Raw genomic sequence first — 18,761 nt, forward strand, 5'->3', positions numbered from 1 at the left:
TGTCACATAAAAAACTGCGGTATGAGAGTTACGAAATACTAGAGGGAGTCGCCTTTCCAAAAATGGACTTGCACTTGTATGCATCCGGAAAAGACGGGTATATTTTTATGCCCACCGATGCAAAGCGTGTTAATTTGTACAGCGATATTCATTGCCGGCCTTTGAAGCCCACAGGTTCCCCAGTTCAATTTTCTTCGCGGCATCATCGAAGGATTCCAAGACGCGCTCAATGTATATCTTGATTTCCTGGTCGGGAATGGGGTACATATTTCCGACAAGCCCCACTCACAATTCGGCGCATTTTTTGCGTTTACTTTCGACATCCTTGAAATAAAAAGGGAAACTTCAAGGAAGATTCTCTCTCCTATTTTATTATGTTCGTTAGGATGGGTATCTACGTCAATCCGAACAATGCAAATTTTCAAAGGAGCTTGAACAGTCCGCTCTAGGCGGACAGATGACGACATCATTCCGACTGCCATGTTCAAAAATGCCGACCTCGCTCCAGCGATAGCCCTTGCCTACCTCACCGGGATTCTGCCCGTCGTGCGCGACAAGGTGCAGCCCAAACTGAACGTGTTCAAGGAATTCACCATGGCGGGTTCCGGGCGGTTGGCGGAGTTCGTGGGATTCTCCGCCGAAGAGACGAAGGCTCTTGGCGACGAGCACAGCATTGATTTCGAGAAATGCAGACGCTGCTACGATGGTTACAACATTGACGGCATTGAAATCTACAATCCAGTCAAGGAAGCAGTGGACGAAGGCATCATCGAAAATTGTAAGCTCGATTGGCGCACTGCGAGTTTCATGACCCGCGTAAAAAACAAAAATCGGTTACAGCTGTTTCCTTTTTAGCGTTTTATCTTGCCTTAAAGCTAACTCAAAGTCGTATATTAATAGCATGTACCAAGTATTAAACCAAATCCATTCCCCGGCAGACGTTAAAAAACTCAATCTGCAAGCCCTGACAACCCTCGCTAGCGACATCCGCGAAGCCCTGTTCAACCGACTGACCAAAATCGGCGGACACTGCGGTCCAAACCTAGGCTCCGTGGAGGCAGAAATCGCTCTGCACTACGTTTTTAACTCTCCCGTCGACAAGTTCGTCTTTGACGTTTCCCACCAGAGCTACACCCATAAAATGCTCACGGGCCGCAAGGCGGGTTACATCGACGATACGCGTTTTGGCGAAGATTCCGGATACACAAACCCGGATGAATCCGAGCACGACTTTTTTAACATCGGTCACACCTCGACCTCCATTTCGCTTGCCACGGGACTTGCTCGCGCCCGCGACCTGCTACACGGCAAAGAAAACATTATCGCATTCATCGGCGACGGCTCCTTGAGCGGCGGCGAAGCTCTCGAAGGCCTCGATTACGCAGGTTCGGAACTCGGTTCAAATTTGATCGTGATTGTAAACGATAACGAAATGGCAATTGCCGAAAACCATGGCGGCATTTACAAGAACCTAAAGGAACTCCGCGACACGAACGGCAAAGCGGAACACAACCTGTTCAAGGCTTTCGGGCTCGACTACGTGTACGAACCGAACGGCAACGACATTGCAAGCCTTGTGCGCGTTTTCGAATCTGTAAAAGATTCCTCGCACCCGGTGGTGGTGCACATCCACACGCAAAAGGGCAAGGGCTATACCCCCGCCGAAAGCGACAAGGAAACCTGGCACTGGCACCCGCCTTTTGACCGAGCAACCGGCAAGGCGACCGTAAACTGGGGCGGCGGCGAAAGCTATGAAGACCTCACAAGCAACTATCTGGTGCAAAAGGCAAAGAGCGACCCGAAGGTGCTCGTGATTTCCCCAGCGATGCCGATGGCATTGGGCCTTGGCCCGGAAAAGCGGCAAATGATCGGACCCGTGCAGTACACCGACTGCGGCATTGCCGAAGAACAGGCGATCGCCATGGCATCGGGTGCAGCCAAGCGCGGTGCAAAGCCTGTGGTAATTACGAACGCGACTTTTTTGCAGCGTACCTACGACCAGATGGCGCAAGATACGGCTCTGAACAACAGCGCGATTGCGGTGATTTTAAACTTCTCCGCATTCAACACCATGACCGACGTGACGCACCTCGGCATTTACATCAATTCCATTTATGGCAATATTCCAAATGTGCGAGTGCTTGCGCCCACGAACAAAGCGGAATACATGGCGATGATGGAATATGCGATTGACCAGAACGACCACCCGACGATTGTGCTCGTTCCGGGGAATGGCGTGGTGAACGACAGCCGCCCCGCCGACAAGGATTACACACAAGTGAAGTTCCGCGTGGAAGAACAAGGCTCCAAGGTGGCGATCATGGCTCTTGGCGATTTTTACCAGCGCGGCGAAGCTTTGTCGCGCCAGGTCGAAAAGGAACTTGGCTTTAAGCCGACCCTCGTGAATCCGCGCTTTGCAAGCGACATCGACTGCGAAACCCTGGAAAGGTTAAAGGAAAATCACCAGCTGGTGGTGACCCTTGAAGACGGCATTGTGCAGGGTGGCTTTGGCGAAAAGATTGCCGCGTTCTACGGAGATAGCTCCATGAAGGTTCAGGTTTACGGGCTTGAAAAGAAGTTCTACGACCGCTACAACCCCGAGGAACTCCTCGCAAACCTCGGGATGACTACCGATGCGATGACCCAGAAGATTGCCACGACCCTCCGGGTCTCGCAATGACAATGTAACAAGCCTCGTAGTGGCATGTTGTCGAGTGTCATTGCGAGGGACTTTGTCCCGAAACAATCTCCTTCACAAAAAAAGACCCGCAACGCGGGTCTTTTTCATAATCCTAACCGAGAATTACTTCGCCTTGCCAAAAATCACAACGCTGTTGTGACCGCCAAATCCGAAGCTGTTGGACATCGCATAGTCGAACTTGTGATCGACAGAGCCGTCCTTGCAGACGTCGAGCTTGATCGCCGGATCCTGTTCTTCGATGTTGATGGAACCATGCACCTTCTGGTCGATGAGAGACTTGATGGTGATGATGCCTTCAATCGCGGAAGCAGCACCGAGCATGTGACCGATCATCCCCTTCGAAGAGTTGATTTTCAGGTTGGCCACGTCGCCCTTGTAAACGTCATAGATAGCGCCGCATTCTGCCACATCGCCGAGCGGAGTCGAAGTGCCGTGCGTGTTGATGTAGCCGACTTGCTGCGGTTCGAGCTTTGCATCGCGGAGAGCGGCTTCGATAGCGAGCTTCACACCTGCGCCGTCTTCACGCGGAGCGGTAATGTGGTGAGCGTCAGCGGACAAGCCTACACCTGCAATTGTTGCTAAGATTTTTGCTCCGCGCTTTTCAGCGTGGCTGCGGCTTTCGAGAACCATGATAGCAGAACCTTCGCCGATAACGAAGCCATCGCGGTTCTTGTCGAACGGACGGGAAGCATGAGCCGGATCGTCGTTACGACGGGAAAGAGCATGCATGTTGGCAAAGCCAGCGAGAGCGACAGGCGTCACCGCTTCTTCGGTACCACCAGCAATCATTACGTCAGCGCGACCGAGACGGATTTGGTCTGCAGCGGCGATCAAAGCATGGTTGGAGGAAGCGCAAGCAGAGGTCGTCACAAAATTCGGACCCATGAAGCCGAGACGGATGGAGATTTCACCCGTTGCCATGTTCGTAATGGACATCGGAATGAAAAACGGAGACACGCGACGCGGGCCCTTTGTAGCAAGAGCTGCAGAACCATCATAATAGATGTCCATGCCACCCATACCGGAAGCGACGATTACGCCAGCACGGGTCTTGTCCACCTGTTCAAGATTCAAACCAGAATCCTTGACAGCGTTCAAGGCTGCATAGACCGCATAACGGATGTTACGAGAATAGCGCTTCTGGTCTCGGGCGTTAAAATTTTCGGAATCGTCAAAGTCCTTTACTTCCGAAGCAAAATGCACTTCGTAGGCAGACGTATCCATCTTTTCGATATTCGAGATGCCGCACTTACCGGCGAGAAGATTCGCCCAAAGCGTATCCGGATCATTACCGAGCGACGAAACGCAGCCCATACCAGTAACAACAACTTCTTCCATTTTATTCCTTTTGTTTTCAGGTGATCCACCCCGAAAGGTGGCTGGATTTCATTAATAACGGCATAAATTTATAAATTTCGTATTAAATGACTATTCAAAATAGAACTGCACCGAATTTAGTTTGGATGGATCTCGAAATGTCGGGCTTAAATCCCGAACATGACGTTATCCTCGAAATCGCAACGATTGTCACAGACCCGAATTTAAAGATTTTGGGCGAAGGCCCCGTAATCGCCATCCACCAGCCGGAAAATGTCCTGAGTTCCATGGACGATTGGAACACAAGGCATCATACGCAGAGCGGACTGGTGGAGCGAGTCCGCCATTCCCAGTACGACCTCGCCTCCGCCGAAAAAGTGACCTTGGACTTCATCAAGCAGTTCACCGTCGGCCACGACAAGGACCACAGCGGCAACCTCCTTTGCGGAAATTCCATTACGCAGGACCGCAGGTTTCTGTACAAGTACATGCCGAAGATTTCAAGCTGGCTGAACTACCGTAACGTGGACGTATCCTCCATCAAGGAACTCGCCTTCCGCTGGTTCCCGGACCTGCCCGAATTCGAAAAACAGGAACGTCACCAAGCCCTTGACGACATACGCGAAAGCATCGCAGAGCTTGAATATTACAAGAAGACCATTTTCCATCTCGTTAAATAGAGAAGATGCTTGCCCAAAAGCCTCTACCCCCACTCATTCGACGTATCAACCGGGTTATTCTGATTGTTCTCGCCTTTTTGTGCGTTGTTCAATGTATCCGCTGCGCCCTGAGAGACAAAGACGAAGCGGACTCTTACAAAACCGACATTTCCGAAAACTCGGAAGCAGTCAAAGATTCCCTCCCCCAGCGCATCCTTCCCGACACGCTCGAACCGCAACATCTAGAACAAAACAACTTCCAGGCGATCAACCTCGACCACGTGTACGCCCAAAAGGATACAGGTCTTGCCCACACCCTCGACACCTACTTAAGACGCTATCACCCAAGGAACGCCCTTTACCTCGTCGTGGATGCGAAAACGAATGAAATCCTCGCCTGGGGAGAACGCAAGGACAGCGTCATCCAAAGCACACCGGATTACCTTTCCCGCGCGACATTCCCCGCCGCAAGCCTCGCCAAGACGATTACGGTCGCCGCCGCTTTCGACTCGAAGCGCTATTCGACCAACACGGAAGTACCGATGATCGGCAGCGCCCACACGCTCTACAAGCGACAGCTGAAAGTCCCCGAAAATTACCGCGGACCGACCGTTCCGCTGCATCTCGCCTTTGCCAAATCTTACAACCCGCCCATCGCGCTCATCGGCATGAACGTTGGTGCAAGCCGTCTAAAAAAAGCGGCGAGCAAATTCGGATTCAACCGCAACTATCCGCAAGGCGTTCCAAACCGTAGCAACTACAATCCTCCGGATACAGGTTACGGACTTGCCGAAGTCGCCTGCGGCTTTACACAGGAAACCACGATTTCCCCCTTGCAGGCAGCAGCCATGATGCGCGCCGTCGTCACCCGAAAAGCCCTTGAAATTCCCTGGGAAAAAAACGGGGCCAAGGGTTTCGCACCGACAAAACCGCTCCATCTCGGAATCGAAAAATTCAGCGACAACGCCTACCTCGGGCTTCGAAAAGCGCTGCATGCGACCGCGACCGAAGGCACGTCTAAAAAATACATGAGCTCGCGATTTATTTCCCGAAGCATCTATGACGACGTGGAAATCGGCGGAAAAACAGGCTCGCTCGACGGAAGTGACCCCGAAGGCCGCTACGACTGGTTCATGGGATTCGCCCAGAGCCGTTCCAATCCCGACAAGGCGATTGTCCTTGTCATTATGCAATCCCACGGCAAAATCCGGACACAAGCTTCGTCCATGATAGCATCACTCATCATCAACTATTGGGGAAAGAGAGAACTGAAATGACTCAAGCGACAGATTTGACATGGTGGAATCTTATCCCAACGCATTTTGACGGCATCGCACTCACGATTCCCGGTTTGAATTTCCCGGTGCATTGGTACGGGCTGATGTACCTGTTCGCCTTCTTCACCTGCTACATGATCATCTGGAAAACGAATGTCCGAGAGAACATCGGCATTCAAAAAGAACAGATGGACAGCTTTGTTACCTGGGTCATCGCAGGAATCCTGATCGGGGCGCGCCTCGGCTACGTACTCTTTTATAATCCGGCGCATTACATTGCAAACCCGCTTGAAATCATCACGCCTTTCCGCTACAGTGCAGAACACGGCTTTTACTTTGTCGGGATTTCGGGCATGTCGTATCACGGCGGACTTATCGGGGCGATTCTCTTTGGCATTCTCGGGATGCGAAAGAACAAACTTCCGGTTTGGGGAACCTTGAACCTCGGATTTCTCGCGGTACCGCTCGGCTACAGCTGGGGACGTTGGGGAAACTTTGTAAACGGTGAACTTTTCGGCGAAATCACGACAAGTCCTATCGGCATGATCTTTCCGGCGGCCGGAGATTTTCAGTTGCACCATCCGTCGCAGCTGTACGAAATGGTCTTCGAAGGGATCATCCTTTTTGGTATCCTCTTCTGGCTCAGCCATTACAAGCTTTTCAAAAAACAGATGTTTCCGCTTTACCTGATGGGCTATGGCATCTTCCGATTCTTCATTGAATTTTTCCGCCGACCGGACAACTTCCTCGGTCGCAACGATTTGATCGGGATGAGCCGAGGACAAACCCTTTGCCTTCTCATGACCCTTGCGGGTCTGATCCTTTTCATTTGGGAATACAAAAGAGAACGCCGAGCTTTAAAAGAATAACGGTGCGCCACGAGCACCGTACTCACACAATCGTTTTTCTCCGGAAGGTTCCTGTTTCCCTGCACAACGCGACTTGTATCGGGAAGACTCTTTTCCTAGAAACATTGCCAATGATCTAGCCCCCGAGTTATTCAAGCCCGGAATAATCAAATGATGCAAGCGCCAAATATAACCGCCTGACTTTCGAATCCATGCCTTTTTTTCTAAATTTGGGGCACTATGAGCAATCAGAATAACGATTTGTGGGTTGGAGTCGACGTTGGATCGACTACTGTCAAAATCGCCGTTGTAGATCCGGCCACTGAAAAACTGCTTCACTTTACTTACGAGCGCCATAATGCAATGCAGGCGCAGAAAGTACACGATGTGCTGGCTACAGCCCACGGTTTGTTCCCCGATAAGAACTTCCGTGTCGCCTTCTGCGGATCGGGCGGTCAGCCCTTTGCCGAAGCGACGCACGCCTTTTTTGTGCAAGAAGTCGTGGCGAACGCTCTCGCCGTGAGAACAACCCATCCGGAATCCCGAGTCGCCATCGAACTGGGTGGTCAGGACGCCAAGGTCGTGTTCTTCGAAAAAGACAAAGGTTCGGGCAAACTCATTGCGAGCGACATGCGTATGAACGGTGTCTGTGCTGGCGGTACCGGAGCTTTCATCGACCAGGTCGCAGGACTCCTCCGCATTAAGACGGAACAGTTTGAATCCTACGCAGCTCGTGGTAAAAAGGTTTATGAAATTTCTGGCCGTTGCGGCGTGTTCGCCAAAACGGACATTCAGCCGCTTTTGAACAACGGCGTTTCCAAGGAAGACGTCGCCCTTTCGAGCTTCCACGCGATTGCAAAGCAGACGATCGGCGGCCTTGCCCAGGGTATGGAAATCAAGCCGCCTGTGATTTTCGAAGGCGGACCTTTGACGTTTAACCCGACGCTTGTGCGCGCCTTTAAGGAGCGCCTTGGTATCTCGGACGAACAGGCGATCCGCCCGGAACACTCCGAAGTGCTCGTCGCCTACGGCGCCGCGCTTTCCGTCGGCAGCATGTTCGGTGACAAGGACTGCGGTTACCGCCGCGACGGTTCTCTCGACATGCTCGTCCACTTCAACGAGAAGCGTCTCGCCGCCCGTACCGACAAAAACGAGCCGTTCTTCAAAAACGAAGCAGAATACGAGCTCTTTAAGCAGAAGCACAAGCTCGCCGACAAGAACTACCCGCAGCCGCTCCCCGGCTCCGAAATCAACGCGTACCTCGGCATCGACGCCGGTTCGACGACTACAAAGTTTGTTCTGGTAAACGAAGAAGAAAAGGTCATCGACGGCTTCTACGCAAGTAACGAAGGCGAACCTCTCGCCGTGTTGAAGAAGGCTTTGAACGAACTCGCCGACCGCTATGAAGAATACGGTTGCAAGCTGAATATTCTGGGCGTCGGCACGACCGGCTACGGAGAACAGCTCTTTGCCAAGGCCGTCCACGCGGACTACCATACGGTCGAAACCGTGGCTCACGCCAACGCGGCCCAGCACCTCTGCCCCGAAGTTTCCTTCATTCTCGACATCGGCGGTCAAGACATGAAGGCGATTTCCGTCCACGACGGCGTCGTCACCGGTATCATTCTGAACGAAGCCTGCTCCTCGGGATGCGGATCGTTCATCGAAACCTATGCGAAGTCCCTCGGCGTTCCGCTCGAAATGATTGCGAAGCTCGCCTTCAACGCCAAGAATCCGTCGCAGCTCGGTTCCCGTTGCACCGTGTTCATGAACAGTTCCATCATCACGGAACAGCGTGACGGTAAGCAGCCGGAAGACATCATCGCCGGCATCTGCCGTTCGATTATTCAAAACGTTTTCACGAAGGTGATCCGTATCCGCAACCTAGAAACCCTCGGCAAGCATGTCGTCGTCCAGGGTGGCACCTTCAAAAACGACGCTGTACTCCGCGCGTTCGAGCAGCAGACGGGCATCACCCCGATCCGTCCGGAACGCCCGGGCGAAATGGGTGCTATCGGCGTTGCCCTTCTCACCAAAAAATTCATGGAAGAGAAGAAGAAGGAAGATCCGGACCACAAAACTTCCTTCATCGGCCTCGAAGCCGCGCGCAATTTGAGCTGGGACAACAAGCCCGGCATGATCTGCCAATACTGCACAAACCACTGCTCCCGTACCATCGTCACCTTCAGCGACGGCCAGAGCTTTGTGACCGGCAACCGCTGCGAACGCGGCGAAGTGACAGCAAACCCGGACGATCCGGCAACAAAAAAGCTCATCGCCGAAATCACAAAGAAGATGATGGCCGTGCCGGACATGGTCAAACGCACAAACCAGCTTTTGGTGAAGGACTACGCCCCGGCAAAGCTCCTTCCGCAAACCGGCAAGACGATCGGTATTCCGCGCGTTCTCGACTTCTGGTCGAGCCTGCCGTTCTGGAAGGCATTTTTCACCTCTCTCGGCTACACGGTCGTCATCAGTAAGCAGAGCGATTACAAGCTCTTTGAACGTGGCCTACAGAGCATCGCGAGCGACACGATCTGCTTCCCGGCAAAGCTTGTCCACGGCCACGTTCTGGACCTCGTCGACAAGAAGGTCGATTCCATCTTCTTCCCGATGATGGTTGCCATGCCGAGCGATCACACCAAATTTAAGAAGGCGACAGCCGTTTGCCCGGTTGTCCAAGGTTACCCGGACATCAGCCGCAATTCCGATGATCCGGAAGGCAACTACGGCATTCCGATGATCCAGCCGGTCTTCCACTGGACCGATACGGATCAGCGTAGAAAGCAGACCGTCGCCTACTTCCACGAATTCTGGGGTATCAAGAAGAGCATCCTCAAGAAGGCTGTGGAAGAAGGTGAAAAGGCTCTCGACACCTTCCGATCCACTCTTGCCGAAGAAGGCGAAAAGATCCTTTCCGACGTCCGCAAGAACGGTGAATTCGCCATCTGCCTCGCCGGTCGTCCGTATCACGCCGATACGCTCATCAACCACAACATTGCGCAGCACTTCACGAGCATGGGCATTCCTGTCCTTACGACGGAATCTCTCCCGGGAGTGTTCGACCAGGATCTCGACCACCACACGCGTATGGAAGTAAAGAACACGTTCCACATGCGAATGCTCGGTGCGGCAATGCTCGCCGGCAAGGATCCGTCTCTTGAACTCGTTCAGATCGTAAGCTTCGGTTGCGGTCATGACTCGGTCCTCACCGATGAAATGAACCGTATGCTGCATGAAGTTTCCATGAAGGAACTTCTGATGTTGAAGCTCGACGAAGGTGACGCCCGCGGCCCGGTCGGCATCCGCGTCAAGAGCTTTATCGAAACGGTTCGCGCCCGTCGCAAGGTTAAGTTCCCGCCGAAAACGGAAGGTCCGCTTTACCCGGCGAAATTCCTCGAAGCCGACAAGAAGAAGCGCACAGTTCTCGTCCCAAACCTTTCCTATTCGTTCAGCATTCTCGCGACAGCGTACTTCCGCTCCCTCGGCTACAACGCGGTACAGCTCCCGCTCGGCGGTCCGGAAGCCTTCGCCCTCGGCAAAAAATACGTGCATAACGACATCTGCTTCCCGGCACAGGTGAACATCGGTGAAAACCTCCTGTGGATTCAGCAGCACCCGGAAATTCCGCATGACGAGCTTTGTGTCGGCCTTTCCAAAAACTGCGAAAACTGCCGTGCCGTTCAATATGCAACACTCGCCCGTAAGGCTTTGGACGAAATGGGATACGCTGACGTCCCGATCATCACGACCGGTAAGGATACAAAGGACATGCATCCGGGCTTTAAGCTTGGACTTCCGTTCCAGCTGCACATGCTCTGGGGCCTTACCACGATGGACTGCATCGAAACGATCTACCGTCGCAGCCGCCCGTATGAATTTCACGCAGGCGACACGCAGCGCGTTTACGATAAGTGGATGCCGAAGATCATGGAAGAAATCGCATACACGTCGAACAAGGATATCGCCTATCCGAAGAAAGCGCTCCGGATGCTCGACCAAGCGATTGAAGAATTCAACCAGATTGAAGTCGATACGAGCTACCGCAAACCGCGCGTCGCTCTACTCGGCGAAATTCTCATGAACTATCACGCCGGCGCAAACGGCCACATCGAAGAATACCTCATCAACAACGGCATGGAAGTTTACCTGCCGGGCATGACAGACTTCTTCCGCGTGGACGAAGTTGTCCGCCGTGAAAAGCTCAAGCGCGGCCTCATAGCAAAGCCGATCGAAAACTGGCTCATCGGCGGCATCACGGCAAAGATCTACTCGCATGCGGCGAAGACGATCCAGAAGCATTACAAGCGTTACAAGCTCTACGAGCATCACGCAGACTGCTACGAACTCGTCAAGCTCGTCGGCGACATCATCGATCCGACGTACAACACCGGTGAAGGTTGGCTGATTCCGGGCGAAATCCTTTACAACGCTCCGCACGGCATCAACAGCTTTATCATTGTGCAACCGTTCGCCTGCTTGGCAAACCACATTTCCGGTCGAGGACTCACCAAGGCTGTGAAGGCGAGATACCCGCACATCCAGGTGCTCTCTCTCGACTACGATCCGGATACAAGCTTCGCGAACATCGAAAACCGCTTGCAGATGCTCATCATCAACGCACGCGATCTCGAAAAATCGCACGGTGTACAGCCAGAAACTGCCGCAACCAAGTAAAAAACTTAAAGCGGTCCCAAGCGGGACCGCTTTTTGCACATAAAGTAACAATCGAAGGATTTCCATGACCGATCTGACAGCAAACGCTCCGTTCACAAAGCTCGCCAAGGAAAAAGGCGTTACCACCTGGGAAGCGCTCAAGGATTACGTGGCAAACCTTCCCTACGGCAGAACCTCGAATCCCAAAGACCTCTCTTTGGTTCTCCAGGAAGGGCGCGGAACCTGCAGCGGAAAACACGCGATCCTCGCCTGCATCGCAAAGGAAAATTCCATTCCCGACGTACATCTGATGGTGTCCGCATTCAAAATGAGCGCCGAAAGCACGCCCAAAGTCCAAGATGTGCTTGAGCACTTTCACCTGGACTACATTCCGGAAGCGCACTGCTACTTAAAGGAAAATGGGAAATTCGAAGATTACACGCGTCCAGGTAAGTTCATCGAAGATTTCGAAAATACGATTCTCGACACCAAAGAACTCACGGATCCCGAAAACGTCGCCGTGGAAAAAACCGCTTACCACAAGCAGTTCATAGAAAAATGGCTTGATGAAATGTTCCTCCCCTATTCGCCCGAAGAAATGTGGCGCATTCGCGAGGCTTGTATTATGAGTCTTTCGGAATAATTACTATCTTTGGCGCCATGCTCAATGTTTCTAATGTTAGTCTGCAGTATGGAAGCCGCGTGCTTTTCAAAGATGTCAACCTCTCTTTCCGCAAGGGTAATTGCTATGGAATTATCGGCGCAAACGGTGCCGGAAAGTCCACGTTCCTGAAGATCCTTTCCGGAGAACTCGAACCGAACACGGGAGACGTCACCCATGACGCGAACGAACGTCTTTCTGTTTTGAAGCAGGATCACTTCGCCTACGAAGAACATACCGTTCTCGACACGGTCATGATGGGCTACCCGGAACTTTACAAGATCGGCAAGCGCCGCGAAGAACTTTACGCCAAGCCGGAAATGACCGAAGACGAAGGCATGGAAGCCATCGAACTTGAAACCCAGTTCGGCGAAATGGGCGGCTATGAAGCGGAATCCTCCGCCGGCACGCTCCTCAAGGGCCTCGACATTCCAGAAGAATCCCACACGAAGCTGATGAAGGAACTCGACGCGAACGAAAAGATCCGCGTTCTCCTCGCCCAGGCCCTCTTTGGCAACCCGGACATTCTCCTGCTCGACGAACCGACGAACCACATGGACCTCGAATGCGTCAACTGGCTCGAAGATTATCTCGAACGCTTTGAAAACACCGTGATCGTCGTTTCGCACGACCGTCACTTCTTGAACCGTGTCTGCACGAACATCTGCGATATCGACTACGGCAAGATCAACATCTACGGTGGCAACTACGAATTCTGGTACGAAGCAAGCCAGCTCGCCCAGAAACAGCGCAAAGACCAGAACCGCCGCGCCGAAGAAAAGATTGCCGAACTCAAGGCGTTCATCCAGCGCTTCGCATCGAACGCTTCCAAGGCAAAGCAGGCCACTAGCCGTAAAAAGCTCCTTGACAAGATGACCGTCGACGAAATGCCGGCTTCGAGCCGTAAGTTCCCGTGGGTCAGCTTCAAGATGGACCGCGAACCGGGTAAGATTGTTCTCGAAGTCAAGGATTTGACGCTCGACGCAGGCGACGGTGTCAAGCTCGAACATTTGAACTTCTCCCTCGGCGGCGAAGACAAGGTCGCTCTCGTCGGTGAATACGGCACTCTCAAGACCGCATTCTTCGAAGCGATCCAGGATCCGGAAAACATCAAGTCCGGCAAGGTCAAGTGGGGCACGACCATTTCTTCGAGTTATTTCCCGAAGAACAATGACGCCTTCTTTGGCGAAGATCTTTCCCTCGTGGACTGGCTCCGTCAATTCAGCAAAGAACAGGACGAAACCTTTATCCGCGGATTCCTCGGCCGTATGCTCTTTACGGGCGAAGAAGCCCTGAAGTCGGCAAAGGTTCTTTCCGGCGGTGAAAAGGTGCGTTGCATGCTCAGCCGCATGATGCTTTCGAACTCGAACATGCTGATGCTCGACGAACCAACCGCCCATCTGGACCTCGAATCGATCACCGCTCTGAACAACGGCCTTGTCGCTTACAAAGGGCCGGTCATTTTCTGTACCGAAGACCATGAATTTGCCGAAACTTTGGCAAATCATATCCTCGAATTAACTCCTAACGGATATTTAGACCGTTCTATCAGCTTTGATGAATGGTTTGCTAACCGTAAGAAAAAGAAATAAACTATATTCTTAGACAAACAAACCAATCAGTGAGGTTTAATATGGGGTTCCGCACTAGTCTGTTGTTTGTAGCCGTAGTGACAATGAGCGTATTCGCTTCGGAAAGGGTTTATATGCCCCTTTTCGAATTGACCAACATCCATGAAGACTACCAGTACGCAACGTCCAAGTTGTTCCAGCGGTATGCGGACAAGGACGGGCGTTATGAAGTGGTCATCCCGGCTCAGACGGACTCTGTCCAGGTTCAACCGTCCAAGGCAGATGTTCAGAAGACGGCAGAACGAAAGGGTTGCACCAAGTTCATTCTTGCAGACTTGACCCGTCTCGGAGAAACCGTGGTCGTCACCCTTTCTCTGTACGGCACTCAAAGCGGGAAGCTTCTTTGGTCCGATGCGATGAAGGCCGCGGGTCCAAACGATCTTGACCCGATTCTTGAACGCATGGCAAAGAATATCGGAACGGAAAACGTTGCTTCGAAGACCGACGACATTTACACCGTTACCCAGAAGGAAGAAAAGAAGCTTCACAAGAAGCGCGCAAACAAGTCCTTCGGCTTCGGTATTATGGGCTTTACGATGCTCAACCATCCGGGTCCGTGGTTCCAGCCGGGTCTTGAAATCTTCTGGTCGTACGATTCCCGCAACATCTTCTTCCAGATCGATGGTTCTATCAATTTCTACAACGGTTCGGAAGATTACACCTACACCAGTTATTACAGCGACGAAAAAACAACCATTAGTGTTGACAAAACCCTCGCGAACTTTTCGTTCGGGCTCTCGGCTTACTATCCGTTCTTAGACGGCAGTTCGACTCCGTTCCTCGGCGGCGGCGCTTCATTCGCCACCACCGTTACTTCTTATGAATCCGACTCTTATGAACCAGATGGCGATAGCAAGGCCGGTATTTGGGTTCGCTTAGGCGGTGGGTTCCTCTTCAACCGTACAAGCACGGTGACTTTCCGCATCCGTGCCGAATATGCAATCTCCACCTACAAGGTCGAAAATCACATCATGCACGGTCCGCAGGTGGGACTCGAAATCGGCTTCTAAGTCAAAACCTGGCAAGTCGATTTCAAAAAAGGATGCCGCCGGCCTAGCCGGCGGTTTTGAATACATACAATAAAACAAGGCCCTCCGCGAAGGAGAGCCTTGTTTCGTGGGACCTCCGGGACTTGAACCCGGAACCAGCGGGTTATGAGTCCGCGGCTCTAACCAATTGAGCTAAAGTCCCTCCATGGTTTCCCAAAAATAATAAAATTTTTCTGCAAAATTCTATTTTTGCGTGCACAATGGCATTTTACTCAGACGAAGTCATTCAAGAACTCAAACAGCAAACGAATATCGCGGATATCATCCAGCAGTTCGTACCGCTCAAACGTTCTGGAGCAGGGCGCTTCGTCTGCAGATGCCCGTTCCACAACGACCACTCCCCCTCTATGAACGTAAACCCGCAGATGGGCATCTACAAGTGCTTTGCCTGCGGAGCGGGAGGCGACGTCTTCAAGTTCGTCATGGAGCACGAAAAGATGGACTTCAAGGCTGCCGTGGAATGGGTCGCAAGCGCCACAGGCTTTCAATTGCCGGAACTCGGAGCTCCCGTAACCCCAGAAATCGCAGAAGAACGCACTCTCGTCCGCGAACTGAACGAGCTCGCCGCAGACTGGTTCGTCGAACAGCTCCCGAAAAGCGAAAAGGCTCTGAATTACATCCGCACGAGACATCTTTCCGAAGAAACGCGGCATTTCTTTAAGGTCGGCTATGCGCCCGAAGGGCGCGAAGGCTTTTTAAGCTACGCCGCGAAAAACGGTTTTTCGCCACGTCAGCTCGTCGAAGCAGGCCTCGCCGTCGAACGTGAAAACGGAGGCATCGCCGACAAGTTCCGTGACCGCCTCATGTTCGCCATCGAAAACCTCTCCGGAAAAGTCGTCGCCTTCGGCGGTCGCGTTCTCGAAAAGCAAAAGAAGCCCAAGTATTTGAACAGCCCGGAAACCGCCCTGTACAAAAAAGGCGAAATCCTTTACGGGCTTTCCAAGGCAAAAAACGAAATTCCCAAGGCAGGTTCTGTCGTCCTCGTCGAAGGCTACTTCGACATGATTAGCCTCTACCAGGCGGGCGTTAAAAATGTCGTCGCCGTTTCGGGAACAGCTCTCACGGAAAAGCACGCAGAAATCCTTTCGCGTTACACCAAGAGTGCCTACCTTGTTTTTGACGGTGACGAAGCGGGCCGCAAAGCAGCCCTGCGCACCATCGAAATTGTCCTTCCCGAAGGCATCGTTCCAAAAATCGTCGCCCTTTCCCGCCCGAACGGAGAAAAGATCGACCCGGATAACTTTGTGAACGAACACGGCGCTTCCGCCGCGGAAGACTTTGACCGAGAACTCACCAAGGCCGAAGACTGGTTCGATTACCTGAACCGCGTCACGCCGACCGAAACGATCGAAGACCGCGCCAAGTTCGTCACGCATCTGAAATCCATTCTGATCCACATGCGCGACCGCGAACTGCAGCACCAGTATCTGCGTCTGCTCGCCGAACGCTACGGCACCGAAGCGAACTTTGTAGGCATCCGTCCCAAGGAAGAAAAACGCAAATTTCATTCCGAACCCGAAATGGATATGCCCGAACCCATGTCCGAAGATGAGCAGGTGCCTTGGAGCGCATTACCGCCGATGGAACTGCGCTTTGTGAATTTGATTATCGCATCGCCATCTCTCTGGGAACCGGCAAGCGTCTTCTTCGACCTGGATTTTGCAAGCTCCGGCGTAAGCCTTTTTGCTTCTGAAATTCTCGACGAACTTTTGAGCTCAGCTCTTGCCGAATACACGGAATACAGACAAATTAATTTAATGCGTTTGCACGATTCGCTTTCCCCGATTCCCGCTCAAGTCCTTGAATCCTTTGGCGAAGAAACCTGGGATGGTGAAGCGGCGCAAAAAGAATTTTTAGAATCGCTTGCGGAACTGGAAATCCGAACCGCGGAGCGTTTCCGCGACGCGCTGAAGTCCAAACCGATTACCTCCGAAACGATGAGCCTTCGCCTGGAGCTGCACCAGTTTGCCTCCAAAACAATCCGTGCAAGGCTCCGTTCCGACGCCGAAGTAACCCGAGATCCCACTTTCTTCAAAAATCTACTCGATTATCGCACCAAACTCGTGGAGTACAGCGAAAAGATTTAAATTGGAGTCACTATGCTTTCTATCAAAAACCTTAAAGCAAGCCTGCTCGACGGCACTCAGATTCTCAAGGGAATTAACCTCGATGTCAAACCCGGCGAAGTCCACGCCATCATGGGCATCAACGGTTCCGGTAAAAGCACCCTTGCAAAAGTGATCAGCGGTCACCCGGCTTATCAGGTCGATGAAGGCTCTGTCGAACTCGACGGCAAGAATCTTTTGGAACTCGAACCGAACGAACGTGCCAACGAAGGTTTCTTCGCCAGCACCCAGTACCCGATCGAAATTCCGGGCGTTCCCAATGTGGAATTCCTCCGCATGGCAGTCGATTCCAAACGCGCTTACTTAAAAGAAGGTCCGATTTCCGACGAAGAATTTTCGAAGCGCTTGAACGAAGCGATGGCACTTCTCGAAATGGACGACCGCTACCGCACACGTGGTTTGAACGACGGCTTCTCCGGTGGCGAAAAAAAACGCAACGAAATTCTCCAGATGGCAATGCTCCTGCCGAAGTACTCCTTCCTTGACGAAACGGACTCGGGCCTTGACATCGACGCGCTCCGCATTGTGTCAAACGGCATCAACCATCTGCACAACCAAAACCGCGCCGTCATTCTCGTGACCCACTACGAACGCATTCTCGATCTCGTGAAGCCGGACTTTATCCATGTGCTGATGCACGGCAAAATCTTGATGAGCGGCGGTCCGGAACTCGCACTCAAACTCGAAAAAGACGGTTACGATTGGATCGAGGGCGCCTAATGCAAAAAGAAGCCTTAGAAAGAATTCGGGAACTCGGTCTTCCGGGCCGCAAGGTCGAAGACTGGTACAAGTTCCCCACTTCGAATCTTGCCGCTTACAAGAGCCTCGAATTCATCTCGAACAAGGAACTCCCCGTCGAAATCGACAACGCATCCAACGTGGAGCGCCTTTCCGAAAGCGACCTGCACACGGCCGACTTTGGCATCGAAAAAGAAACCGATTTCTCGGCACTGCTCCCGCTTGCCCTCGGTGCAAAGTCCTTTGTAAAAGTCATCGCTGACGGAGCTTCCGAGAACGGTATTCTCAAAGCGCACGACGAATATTCGCACACCGTTTTCCGCATCGGTAAAGGCGCCAAGGTTTCCCTCGAAATTCTCGAAAATAAAATCGAACGGGAACTTTCCGCGGAGCGCATCGACCTTTTCGTCGACGAAGATGCAGAACTCGAACTGTTCTCGACCGAAGTCGGTCACAAGCAGGAACTCAAGTTCCGCACGATCCGCATTCACCAGAAAAAAGGCTCCAAGGTTCACATTCTCGACTTGAACCGCAGCGACGCCCTGCGCCGCACAAGCGTCGAAGATTATCTCGAAGGCGAAGCCGCTGACTTCGGTTTCCGCGCACTGAACATTCTCCACGGAACCTCCGCCGAGCACGACTTCGTTCGTGTTTTCCACCATGCCGCACAGTGCTCAAGCCGCCAGTTCATTCGCAACCTTTTGTTCGACGAAACCGCAATCCATTACGACGGCGGCGTTGTCGCGGGTGAAGGCTGCTCAGGAACCGATTCCTCGGAACTCATCAACACGATGCTGCTTTCCGATGATGCGAGCGTTCACGTCAAACCGACCCTCAAAATTTTCCACGATGATGTCGCCTGCTCTCACGGCAACACGGTCGGCACCTTGGAAGAAGAACCGCTTTACTACCTGCAAAGCCGCGGCATCGACCGCAAGCACGCCGAAGAGCTTCTCATCGGTGCCTTTGCAAAGGATCTGATTGCGGAACATCCCTTTGAACCGGGCAAACAACGTCTGTTCAAGGTCCTGTCCGAAGTCCTTGCTAAGTAAGCATTTGACTTTTCAAAAGTTCCAAAGACAAAGGCCCGCGCAAAAT

General features: G+C 52.5%; 13 protein-coding genes and 1 tRNA gene. 12 read left to right on the forward strand and 2 right to left on the reverse strand.

Going from position 1 to position 18,761, the window contains the following annotated elements; genetic code table 11:
* Positions 1-480: 480 nt before the first annotated feature.
* Positions 481-855: a P-loop NTPase family protein gene (locus MR847_RS02920; RefSeq protein ID WP_287722896.1), complete on the forward strand. Its 375-nt coding sequence runs from the start codon at positions 481-483 to the stop codon at positions 853-855.
* A gap of 46 nt (positions 856-901) precedes the next feature.
* Positions 902-2,680 (forward strand): 1-deoxy-D-xylulose-5-phosphate synthase, encoded by a 1,779-nt coding sequence (locus MR847_RS02925; RefSeq protein WP_287722897.1) that lies wholly within the window; start codon positions 902-904, stop codon positions 2,678-2,680.
* 123 nt (positions 2,681-2,803) lie between these two features.
* On the opposite strand, the gene fabF is transcribed toward MR847_RS02925, so the two are convergent.
* Entirely contained in the window at positions 2,804-4,039 is a 1,236-nt protein-coding gene (gene fabF / locus MR847_RS02930; protein ID WP_100426279.1) for a beta-ketoacyl-ACP synthase II, read from the reverse strand.
* 86 nt (positions 4,040-4,125) lie between these two features.
* Here fabF and orn point away from each other — a divergent pair, with 86 nt between their 5' ends.
* From orn to MR847_RS02965, 7 genes are all read left to right on the forward strand, one after another.
* A complete protein-coding gene (gene orn / locus MR847_RS02935) occupies positions 4,126-4,698 on the forward strand; it encodes an oligoribonuclease (protein ID WP_287722898.1) in 573 nt (190 codons plus the stop codon).
* A gap of 5 nt (positions 4,699-4,703) precedes the next feature.
* Complete coding sequence (locus MR847_RS02940) at positions 4,704-5,954, forward strand: penicillin-binding transpeptidase domain-containing protein (RefSeq protein WP_287722899.1); 1,251 nt, start codon at positions 4,704-4,706, stop codon at positions 5,952-5,954.
* Positions 5,951-6,823: a prolipoprotein diacylglyceryl transferase gene (gene lgt, locus MR847_RS02945; RefSeq protein ID WP_106520094.1), complete on the forward strand. Its 873-nt coding sequence runs from the start codon at positions 5,951-5,953 to the stop codon at positions 6,821-6,823. Before MR847_RS02940 ends, lgt begins: the two co-directional genes overlap by 4 nt.
* A gap of 219 nt (positions 6,824-7,042) precedes the next feature.
* Positions 7,043-11,479 carry an acyl-CoA dehydratase activase gene (locus MR847_RS02950; protein ID WP_287722900.1) on the forward strand — a complete coding sequence of 1,479 codons (4,437 nt, stop codon included), beginning with the start codon at positions 7,043-7,045 and terminating at the stop codon, positions 11,477-11,479.
* Positions 11,480-11,543: 64 nt separating this feature from the next.
* A complete protein-coding gene (locus tag MR847_RS02955; RefSeq protein WP_100426274.1) occupies positions 11,544-12,101 on the forward strand; it encodes a hypothetical protein in 558 nt (185 codons plus the stop codon).
* A 17-nt stretch (positions 12,102-12,118) separates the two neighbouring features.
* The gene (locus MR847_RS02960; RefSeq protein ID WP_100426273.1) at positions 12,119-13,711 is read left to right on the forward strand and encodes an ABC-F family ATP-binding cassette domain-containing protein; all 1,593 of its coding nucleotides are present in this window, start codon (positions 12,119-12,121) and stop codon (positions 13,709-13,711) included.
* A gap of 113 nt (positions 13,712-13,824) precedes the next feature.
* Positions 13,825-14,760 carry an outer membrane protein gene (locus tag MR847_RS02965; RefSeq protein WP_287722901.1) on the forward strand — a complete coding sequence of 312 codons (936 nt, stop codon included), beginning with the start codon at positions 13,825-13,827 and terminating at the stop codon, positions 14,758-14,760.
* A gap of 107 nt (positions 14,761-14,867) precedes the next feature.
* Here MR847_RS02965 and MR847_RS02970 read toward each other — a convergent pair.
* A tRNA-Ile gene (locus MR847_RS02970) sits at positions 14,868-14,941 on the reverse strand.
* Positions 14,942-14,999: 58 nt separating this feature from the next.
* Here MR847_RS02970 and dnaG point away from each other — a divergent pair.
* The 3 genes from dnaG to MR847_RS02985 are packed head-to-tail and all read left to right on the forward strand — an operon-like array spanning position 15,000 to position 18,715.
* Positions 15,000-16,886 carry a DNA primase gene (dnaG, locus tag MR847_RS02975; protein WP_287722902.1) on the forward strand — a complete coding sequence of 629 codons (1,887 nt, stop codon included), beginning with the start codon at positions 15,000-15,002 and terminating at the stop codon, positions 16,884-16,886.
* Between the two features lie 12 nt (positions 16,887-16,898).
* Positions 16,899-17,645, forward strand: coding sequence for a Fe-S cluster assembly ATPase SufC (gene sufC / locus MR847_RS02980; protein WP_106520100.1), 747 nt, complete (start codon positions 16,899-16,901; stop codon positions 17,643-17,645).
* On the forward strand, positions 17,645-18,715 hold the full coding sequence (locus MR847_RS02985) for a SufD family Fe-S cluster assembly protein (RefSeq protein WP_287722903.1): 1,071 nt from the start codon (positions 17,645-17,647) through the stop codon (positions 18,713-18,715). The genes sufC and MR847_RS02985 overlap by 1 nt, the downstream gene beginning before the upstream one ends.
* Positions 18,716-18,761: the final 46 nt, after the last annotated feature.

Origin of the sequence: Hallerella sp. (assembly GCF_022776125.1) — a bacterium.
Classification (GTDB): domain Bacteria; phylum Fibrobacterota; class Fibrobacteria; order Fibrobacterales; family Fibrobacteraceae; genus Hallerella; species Hallerella succinigenes.

Bases quoted from the DNA above. Each gene is read 5' to 3' on its own strand.
- MR847_RS02920 (WP_287722896.1), top strand. From the start codon at position 481: ATGTTCAAAAATGCCGACCTCGCTCCAGCGATAGCCCTTGCCTACCTC.
- MR847_RS02925 (WP_287722897.1), top strand. From the start codon at position 902: ATGTACCAAGTATTAAACCAAATCCATTCCCCGGCAGACGTTAAAAAA.
- fabF (WP_100426279.1), bottom strand. From the start codon at position 4,039: ATGGAAGAAGTTGTTGTTACTGGTATGGGCTGCGTTTCGTCGCTCGGT.
- orn (WP_287722898.1), top strand. From the start codon at position 4,126: ATGACTATTCAAAATAGAACTGCACCGAATTTAGTTTGGATGGATCTC.
- MR847_RS02940 (WP_287722899.1), top strand. From the start codon at position 4,704: ATGCTTGCCCAAAAGCCTCTACCCCCACTCATTCGACGTATCAACCGG.
- lgt (WP_106520094.1), top strand. From the start codon at position 5,951: ATGACTCAAGCGACAGATTTGACATGGTGGAATCTTATCCCAACGCAT.
- MR847_RS02950 (WP_287722900.1), top strand. From the start codon at position 7,043: ATGAGCAATCAGAATAACGATTTGTGGGTTGGAGTCGACGTTGGATCG.
- MR847_RS02955 (WP_100426274.1), top strand. From the start codon at position 11,544: ATGACCGATCTGACAGCAAACGCTCCGTTCACAAAGCTCGCCAAGGAA.
- MR847_RS02960 (WP_100426273.1), top strand. From the start codon at position 12,119: ATGCTCAATGTTTCTAATGTTAGTCTGCAGTATGGAAGCCGCGTGCTT.
- MR847_RS02965 (WP_287722901.1), top strand. From the start codon at position 13,825: ATGCCCCTTTTCGAATTGACCAACATCCATGAAGACTACCAGTACGCA.
- dnaG (WP_287722902.1), top strand. From the start codon at position 15,000: ATGGCATTTTACTCAGACGAAGTCATTCAAGAACTCAAACAGCAAACG.
- sufC (WP_106520100.1), top strand. From the start codon at position 16,899: ATGCTTTCTATCAAAAACCTTAAAGCAAGCCTGCTCGACGGCACTCAG.
- MR847_RS02985 (WP_287722903.1), top strand. From the start codon at position 17,645: ATGCAAAAAGAAGCCTTAGAAAGAATTCGGGAACTCGGTCTTCCGGGC.